This is a genomic window from Achromobacter sp. (genome assembly GCF_036567245.1).
In the GTDB taxonomy this organism is placed as follows: Bacteria; Pseudomonadota; Gammaproteobacteria; order Burkholderiales; family Burkholderiaceae_B; genus Achromobacter.
Genome location: NZ_DATCUY010000671.1, coordinates 1 through 8281, shown reverse-complemented (window position 1 = coordinate 8281; position 8281 = coordinate 1). Strand labels below are relative to the sequence as shown.

3 protein-coding genes are annotated in these 8281 nt (G+C 65.5%); 1 reads left to right on the top strand and 2 read right to left on the bottom strand.

Features of this window, described 5'->3' with window-relative positions; genetic code table 11:
- Positions 1 to 219: 219 nt before the first annotated feature.
- Positions 220 to 2394, bottom strand: coding sequence for a TonB-dependent receptor (locus VIR09_RS28670; RefSeq protein WP_332015952.1), 2175 nt, complete (start codon positions 2392 to 2394; stop codon positions 220 to 222).
- A 319-nt stretch (positions 2395 to 2713) separates the two neighbouring features.
- On the opposite strand from VIR09_RS28670, the gene VIR09_RS28665 reads away from it, so the two are divergent.
- Complete coding sequence (locus VIR09_RS28665) at positions 2714 to 3388, top strand: lysozyme inhibitor LprI family protein (protein WP_332015953.1); 675 nt, start codon at positions 2714 to 2716, stop codon at positions 3386 to 3388.
- 136 nt (positions 3389 to 3524) lie between these two features.
- Here the strand turns inward: VIR09_RS28665 and VIR09_RS28660 are convergent.
- The coding region (locus tag VIR09_RS28660) for a filamentous hemagglutinin family protein (RefSeq protein WP_332015951.1) at positions 3525 to 8281 on the bottom strand (4757 nt) is incomplete at its 5' end.

Sequence of the window (8281 nt, the reverse complement as noted above, 5' to 3'; positions counted from 1 at the left end):
CAGCAGCAGGACGCCCACGGCGCGCGCGGGCAGGGCCGGCCAGCGCGCGGCGCCCCAACGCTGGTTAGGCGAAGCGCGATAGATGCAGAAGCAGCCCAGAAACAGGCTCGCGAGGCTGAGGAGTGTTAGGACTTCCATGGTCATCCCAGGATGAAAGGTCCGATACCTGAGCGCCGAATCCTGTTCCGGATCGGCTGTCCGGAACAGGGCAACCGGCGTTCAGAAGCTGATGCTGGCGGAGGCGGTAACGGTGCGCGCCGGACCCAACGTCACGATAGGCGTCGTGTCGCTGAAACTGCCGGCGTAATAGTGCTTGTCGAACACGTTATTGACGTTCAGGCGCAGTACCACGTCCCGGCCGTTGATCTGCGTGGCGTAGCGGGCGCCCAGGTCCAATTGGCCCCAGCCCGGAATCTGCAGCTTGTTGGCCGCGTCGGCGTATTGAGTGGACGTCGCCTGCACGCGCCCGCTCAGCGTCAGGCCGGGCACCCACGGCGTGTCCCATTCCAGTCCGGTATTGGCCTGCCACCGCGGCGCGCCCACCGCGGTGTTGCCGTCGTAGCGGCCATAGGAGGTCTTGACCTGCGTGCCTTGCGTGTAAGTGACGCCGCCCAGCACGCGCACGCCAGGAGCCAGCTCGCCGAAGGTATTCCATTCCACGCCGCGGACGCGCTTCTCGCCGCCGTCCACATACGTCGGCTTGGACGTAGAGCCTTCCGTTACCAGCATGGGTTTGTCGATCTGGAAGAACGCCAGGGTGTTGGTAAAGGTGCCGGCGTTCCACTTGACGCCCAGCTCCTGCTGCTTGGTCTTGTAGGGTGCGAACACCTGGCCATAGTTGCTGGCCGTAGTGTCCGTGACGCTATCGCCCTTGCTCAGGCCCTGCACGTAGTTGGCGTACAGCGAAACGTCTGGTCCCCAGGGCTTGACGACAATGGCGACGGCGGGCGTCACGGCATCCTCGTCATAGCGCGCCGTCGTCTTGCCCGTCTTGTCGAAATTCGTGGTCTTCACGCGCTGGTTGCGCAGACCGCCGGTCAGGAGCAGCTTGTCGTCGAAGAAGGACATGGTGTCCACCAGCGCCAGGCTGGACAGCGTGTTCTCCGAGGTCTTGGGCGCGCTGCCCGGCACCGCCGGCATGACCGGCGTGACCGGGTCATAGATATTGGACTTGAAGGTCGATGCCGTACCGGTGGCCGACCCGTCTTCCAGCTTCAGCAAGGAGGCCTGGAGCACCAGCTCGTGTCGCACGCTGCCCGTGTTGAAACGCGAACGCAGGCCGGCATCGGCAGAGGTGGCGTCCGTGTAGGCGCGCTGCCCGATGATCGAACCCGTGAAATTCCCGTTGGCGTCGATCTGTCGCGCATGGGTGCCGTTGATCAGGCCCGATTGATGGCTGTCGCGCCTGCCCACGCCGGCGAATGCCGACACGCTGTCATTGAAGCGGTACTCGGCGCGCGCCATGACGGCGTTGCTCTGAATGCTGCCATAGCCGGTGCTGAACTGGTTGATGCGGGGATCGGGCGCGTCGGGCACGACGGAGCCGCCGAACCAGAACATGGCGGGCGTGCCGCCCGAGAATGACTCTTGGCTATGGTAAGCATCTATCGACGCGCTCAAGGCGCTGCTGCGATAGTCCAGGCCTGCGGACAGGAACTCGCGCTTTCTGGATTGGCCGTCCAGCGTGGTGGCGCCGTCGCTGAAAGAACCGTTGACGCGCGCGCCCCATTCATTGGCCGAGCCGAAGCGACGGCCAGCATCGATGGTCGTGCCCAGTTGGCCGTCGGCCTGCCAGTTCACGCCGAAGGTGGCATTGGGCCTGTCTTCCGCGCGCTTGGGCACCAGATTGATCGTGCCGCCCACTGCGCCGCTGGGCGCCATGCCGCTGAACAAGGCGTTCGGGCCTTTCAACACCTCCACCCGCTCGACGAATTCCAGCGGCGTGCGGCCCATGGGCGCCAAGCCATACATGCCGTTGATCGCCACGTCGTTCTGGTTGACGTCGAAGCCCCGGATCCGAAAGTTCTCATAGGCATGTCCGCTCGACGTCGTGAACCGCACCGAGGGGTCGTTCGCCATGACGTCGGCAAGCGTGCGCGCCTGCTGGTTCTGGATGAGCTCGGACGTGTAGCTGGTGACGTTGAAGGGCGTATCCATCACGTCCTGGTTGCCCATCAAGCCCAAACGTGCGCCCTGCGCCACCTGCCCTCCGGCATAAGGTGCTGGCAAGTCCTCTTCCGACACCGAACCCGCGGTCACCGTAACGGGCTGCAGCGTCGTGGTTTGCGCCGCGGTCTGGGCGCTGGCGCCAGCGGGAAGCATCAAGGACAGCGCAACGGCCGGGCTGAAGCATTGGGCGCACAGCGCGATTGTCAACTGAGTTTTCTTGGCCACGATTCATCATTCCGATATTTAAATGCGAATGCTTATCAGATGAATTATATATTTAGAAAAAGCACAATGGGCCAAGAACACGTACCTCCGCTGCTGAAATCCATTCGAATTTCCAGAACAACCCAATAAAAATCAATGACCTACATTTTTTTGATTGACTTTCGGATGTCAGCATCCCTCACAACGTTTCGGTGGACGCCCCCCAGAAACGGCAATGCCATTGCGAGGCTCCGAAGAACAGCCCGTGCCGGTACACTGCGCCGTCATCTCGGTGCCCGCGGGCAAGCCGAACGCATACACCTCTGGAGAGCTACACGTGATGATCCGTCATCTGGTCCTTGCAGCATCGTTGGCTACGGCAGGCAGTGCCGCCGCCGCCGCCCCCTCTTTCAACTGCGCCAAAGCCACGACTCCAGTAGAAAAAGCCATTTGCGCCCACCCGGCGCTGGCCGACCAGGACATGGCCATCGCGCAGCAGTACAAGGCGGTGCGTGGCAAGCTCGATGCCGAGGCGGCCAAATCGCTGACTGCAGATCAACGCTATTTCCTGAGCGTGCGCGACAATGTCTATGCCGACCCCTACACGGGAAGCACGCCGGTCAAGGAGATCGGCACCAACATGCGTTACCGCCTGAATTTTCTGAAGTCGATCAATCCGCAGCCGGCTGCGGGCTTTGTCGGCAAGTGGAAAAACGTCGAAGGTGAAATCGAGATCACGCAGGCCGCCGATGGCCAGTTGTTGGTGTCGGCCAACTCGGCCCAGCCCTATAGTGGCCGCTGGGTCTGCGATCTGAGCGGCAAGGCGATCGCCTCCGGTGACAGCCTGCAAGTCACCTACCAAGACGGCGCGCCCTGGGTTCTCGCGCTGACGCGCCGCGGCGCCGTGCTGGTGGTCCGCGAAATTCCGCCTGCCGGTGTCAAAGACGACGGCTTCGGCCCGCCCTTCTGCGGCATGAACGGGAGCCTGTACGGCGACTGGTTCGCGGTGCGCTGATTGCTGGCATCAACCGTATTGGCTGGCGGGATCATTCAACTCGGAGCCGTGGCGCCACCCGGACCGAAATAGGGTGTCAGACTACAAATCCCGGCGCGAGAAGGTAGTCTGAAACCCTATATTCAATGAGCGCTGGCTACAGTCCGAAAGCCGTCCTTTCATCACTGGTCAAGGTGTCCAACTGCGCCGCGCTCAAGGCGCCGTTGCCGACGACCTGCACCATGTTGTCCGGCCGATACGCCGAGGCGTTGCCGGCTGGGCTGTCCTTTTGCGGCGTCGTGACGGCGCCGGACACCGGCTCCGCGCCGAAGCCCAGGATCTGCACGTTGATGATGGACGGCTGGTTTTGGCGCGCCTGGTTCTGGCTGCGTTGCGCGGACTCCTGCGCCGTGCTCACGGCCGAGGCCGCGGTGGCACTGGCGGACGTGAGTGCTCCGGTATTGACGGAAGCAGTCACCGGTACGCCCGCACTGTCTCCCTTGACCTGGATGTTGGCCGCATTAACCACCTGCAAAGCCGCGATGTTGACATTGCCCGACACCCGGATGCCCGCTTCTCCCGCGTCGATGGTGCCGAGCGGGGCGTAGAGGTCCACGTCGCCCGCCGGTACCTCCGGAAGCGGCGCCAGAGTAGCGATGCCCGCTCCGGCACTGGGCACGCTGGGCGACAGCGTGATATTGCCGAGCGCGTCGTACGCGCGCTTGGGCGGCGTGTACACCACCGTGGTCTTCGATCCCCGCCCGGCGTTGATGTCGCCAGCGGCCGACCAGGCCAGAATGCCGCCGCCGAACGTGGTCATGATGCGGCTTTGCCCCAGCAAGATGCTGTTCTGCGCGTACAGGGAGATATCGCCCGCTCCCTGGGTAATCACCCCGGCCGTGGCCGGCGGCGCCGCGCCCTCCACGCCATAGACCTGCTGCCCTCCGGGCGTCAGCACCTGGATATCGCCGCCGAAATTCGTGTGCAGCCCCGCGCCGCCATATACGGTGACGTCGCCGCGATAGACATTGGGCAAGCCATCCGCGCCCGCCACCGGGAACAACGCCGCAATGGCCTGGCGGCCGCGCAGGTAGCTGCCTTCGCGCGGACTGGCCCTGTCGTTGTATTCGCGGCCCCCATCGCGCAACTCGGCAAAATAGACCTGACGCGCAAAGACGCGTTGCTGTTCGGGCGCCAGGGCGCCGAAGTAGGCACGCGCCTCCTGGGCGTCACCCGCGAAGCCGTAGCGCTGCGTCAGCCACAGCAGCAGTTCGGCCTCGTAGTGCCTGAACGGCTTGCCCTGGTCCGTCAGCGGCAGGCCAGGATCCGCCACCTTGGACGCGTTCAGGTAGTAGGCCAGCAGGCCGGCGTAGTCCGCCCCCTTGGCACCCGCGCCCGCCAACAACGCGATGGACGCGCCCGGCCGGCTGTCGCCTGCCACCACGGGCCCCAGGCTGGCCAGATTGCCCACGTCTTCGGCGCGGAAGTTTCGGCCGGCGCTGACTTCCAGCACACCGGGGCCGGCGACGCTGAAGTTGCCATGGATGATGTCCCGGCCGGCGCGGACCACGGAGATATCGGTCGCCGCGCCGTGCGTGAAGATATTTCCAGAGGTGGTGGCCGACGTGTCGGTGCTGTACAAGCCGTCGACGAGTTGCTGCGTGCCCAGCGGAATGCCGCTGCTGACAATGTCGCGCCCAGCCTCCATATGCACCGGCCCTGCGTTCGCATACCACTTGACGCCGCCCATGCGACCGGGCCCGAAGGTGACGATTTCACCCACGCGCAGCCCGACGATATCGCCGGTATTGGCATAGAACTGCGCCGGCGCCATCGCCTGGATCGCCGTGACGGTATTGCCGCCATGCGCGAACAGGTCGTTACCCAGCCCGTAGGTGCCGGCTTCCTTGACATCTGGCAGGCCGGGCGCGAACGGCGTGGCCAGCGTCGACCGGTCCGCCCCGGAACGATTGATGGCATAGCCACCGGCGTAGATGGAGGCGCCAGCCAGCAGTTCCAGCGTGCTGTTGGCCGAAGGCGCCAACACGATGGAATGGCTGCGCGCCGTATTGATCCCGCGCGCCGCGGACAACCCCATGTAGATGCTGCCGGAAGGCGCAATGGCGGTCAGGACGGACGGGTAGAAGAAGCTGGTGCCGGTGAGCCCCACCGTCGGCGTGATCGCGCCGGTACCGCTCCGGTCCGCAAGCTGGGTGCCGGGCGTAAGGTTGCCGCCGGCCGAATACAGATGAATCGCGGTGGACGGCGTCCACAGGCTGAACCACCCGGGCGTCTGGTCGTTGAAGGCATCCACCGGCGTCAGCCGGCCGGCGTCACGCACCGCGCCCAGGACGAGATCGCCTCGCGCCTGCAGGTTGAAGACGGAATCGCCCGGCATCAACACCAGCCCGCCCCCGGCCATTGCCTGCGTGGACGTGAACGGATCATAGGCGCGGCTATCCTGGTTGTCCTGACGGATCGAGTAAGGACCGAACTGCCGCTGGATAGTGCCCTGCACGCCTGCGTTGATATTGGCCCGGCCGCGCAAATTGGCCGCCATGCCGTTCAGCGCCATGTGCGACGCCTCGTACTGGTCGCCGTTCAGGCCCATGTGGGCGGTATGGTTCGGATTCAGCCCTCCGCCCACGCGCACGTCCATGTCGCCGCCGCCGGTCTGCCGCAAGGTGCCCGCGGCATCCACGCGGCCGGTGGCGCCCACGGCCAGCACCAGGCCCTGACTGCGGGGATTCATGACGTTGTTCCACTCTCTCGTCTCTCCGCCCAGGCGCATCAAGGTGCCGGCATCTCCCCCGACGTCCACCCGCAAGTCGCCGCCGCCCAAGGTGCCGAAACCCGTGAATCCGACCAGATAAGGCGCATCGTTCCCGCGGACATACGTGCCGAAGTTGATCCACCACGCGGAGCCGGATGCGTCGGCCTGCCGCCACAACCAGTTGGCTGGATCCGCATTGGGCCGCTGCGAGAACCGATGGCCGTCGTCGATGTAGCTGCCCTGGCTCCAGATGTCGCCGGTCAAATCGCCGCCGGCACGCACCAGCAGATTGCCGCCCGCTTGCGGATACCAGGCGCGATAGGCGCTGGAGGCGCCCGCCACCAGCGGTTCATAACCGGTCGCGTCCTTGCCCAGCACGGTATTTTCCGACTCGAACGTGTTGCGAGGCCGCTGAAAGGCGGGCGCCACATCGGCCGCCTGGGTCCCGGCCGTGTACACGCCGAACGGCGATTTCATGCGCACGTCGCCGCCCGCCAACACCTCCAGGTCGCCGGTGCCGGTGCGCAGCACGCTCAGGGCCGGACTGGCGAGCTGCTTGTCCAGCAAACGGCCAACCACCTCTTGCGGAGGGGTGCCAGGTGTCACCGCACCCAGGCCCGTGCAAGACAAGATGTTGTCCTCGCAGATGAAGTCGGCCCAATCTTCCGTGATCGGCGTGCCGACCACGACTTCGAAGCCCAATTGCCAATCCCAGACGTCCTTGCCGTACTGCGTCCAGACATAACGCACCCTCTGGCATACGCCCGGTCCGCAATAGCTTTCGTACTCCGCTGGAACCGGCTCGCCGAGCTTGATGCGCGGATCCCGATTGCCAAAACTCTGCACGCAAGCCTCGTCGCAATACCAGAGGCCGGCATATTGATCCGGGGTACCCGGAATGAGCGTGATCTCGTGCTTGTCGAACACGGTGTAGTGGGTGTCCGCCAACACCAGGTTGCCCGACTCGTCGCGCGGGCGTAGCAGCCGGCTGTCGGCGGCTTGCGTATCCGCGCCCGCCACCACGCGCAGCGACCAGGACTCCGACCCGGCCGGCAACATGGACGCCACCGCCCAGTTGTTGCCGGTGTTCAGTCCCGGCCCCCCCGGACGCACCGGCATCGCCATGGGGTTGCCCGGCAGCTTGACGGTCATTGTTGACGGCAGCAACGCGCCCACCTTCAACGTCAGTGGGCCATTCAGCGTGGCATTGGCCACCAGCGGCACGCCTGCCGGCCACACCATGGCGAGCAAGGACGCGGGCGCCGGCGCCACGAAGCCCGCACCCAGGCGCGCACCCGCCGGCACCGTCACCGCATCGGCCAGCAGTGTCCCCGCCGCCAGCAGCACGGTGCCATCGGCCGCCAACACCGGGCCGCCCAGCACCGTATTGGCCGGCACCGTCAGCGGCGCGTTCAGCGTGACCTCGACCGGCACCTGGACCCCAGCGGCCACGGTGAAGTTCTTGATCGGCAGGTCGTAATTCAGCGCCCGCTTGGCCGGGAACAGCGAGCCGTCTGCCAGTTCCACGCCGCCCGACGGCAGTACCACGTCCGCTCCAAAACCCAAGGGGCCGGACTTGAGCACCCAGCCGCCATCGTCCGGCGTGGCCGGCGGCGGCGCGAAGCCGTCGTTGATGCTGCCGTAGATGTTCAGGTCGCCACCCGCCCGCAAGGTTAGGAAGCCGGATTCGCCCGATCCGTAGACGCCGGTCCGGACGCTTGCCGGATTCAGGCTGTCATAGCGGTAGCGCGACAGATCCAGGTCGCCGCGCACCACCAAGTCGCCCTCCACCGCCACTTCCAATCCGGGCCGCAGATGCAGCGCATCGCGGTAGCGGGCATTGTTCAGGCCTGCCAGCTTGACGCCGAGCAAATGGGAATTGCCCAGCGCGTTGAGCATGAACGTGGCGCTCTCCCCGTGGCGGGCGTCCAGATAGGCCTGGTCGATGTAGCTGTAGGGCTTGCCGCCTGCCGCGTCGTTGTCCTGCGGCAGCGCGGTTTCGCGCCGCATGGCATTCACGACGATGGCGCGCGCGCCCTGGATGTCCAGCGCGCCGCCTGCGTCGATCAGCATATCGCCGCTGGTGACGCCAGTGCGCGGCGCGTTCAGCGTCAGCGTGCCGCGCTCCGCGCCATCATGCT

Excerpts from the sequence above, each read along its gene's own strand:
- VIR09_RS28665 (WP_332015953.1), top strand. The coding sequence starts at position 2,714 with ATGATCCGTCATCTGGTCCTTGCAGCATCGTTGGCTACGGCAGGCAGT.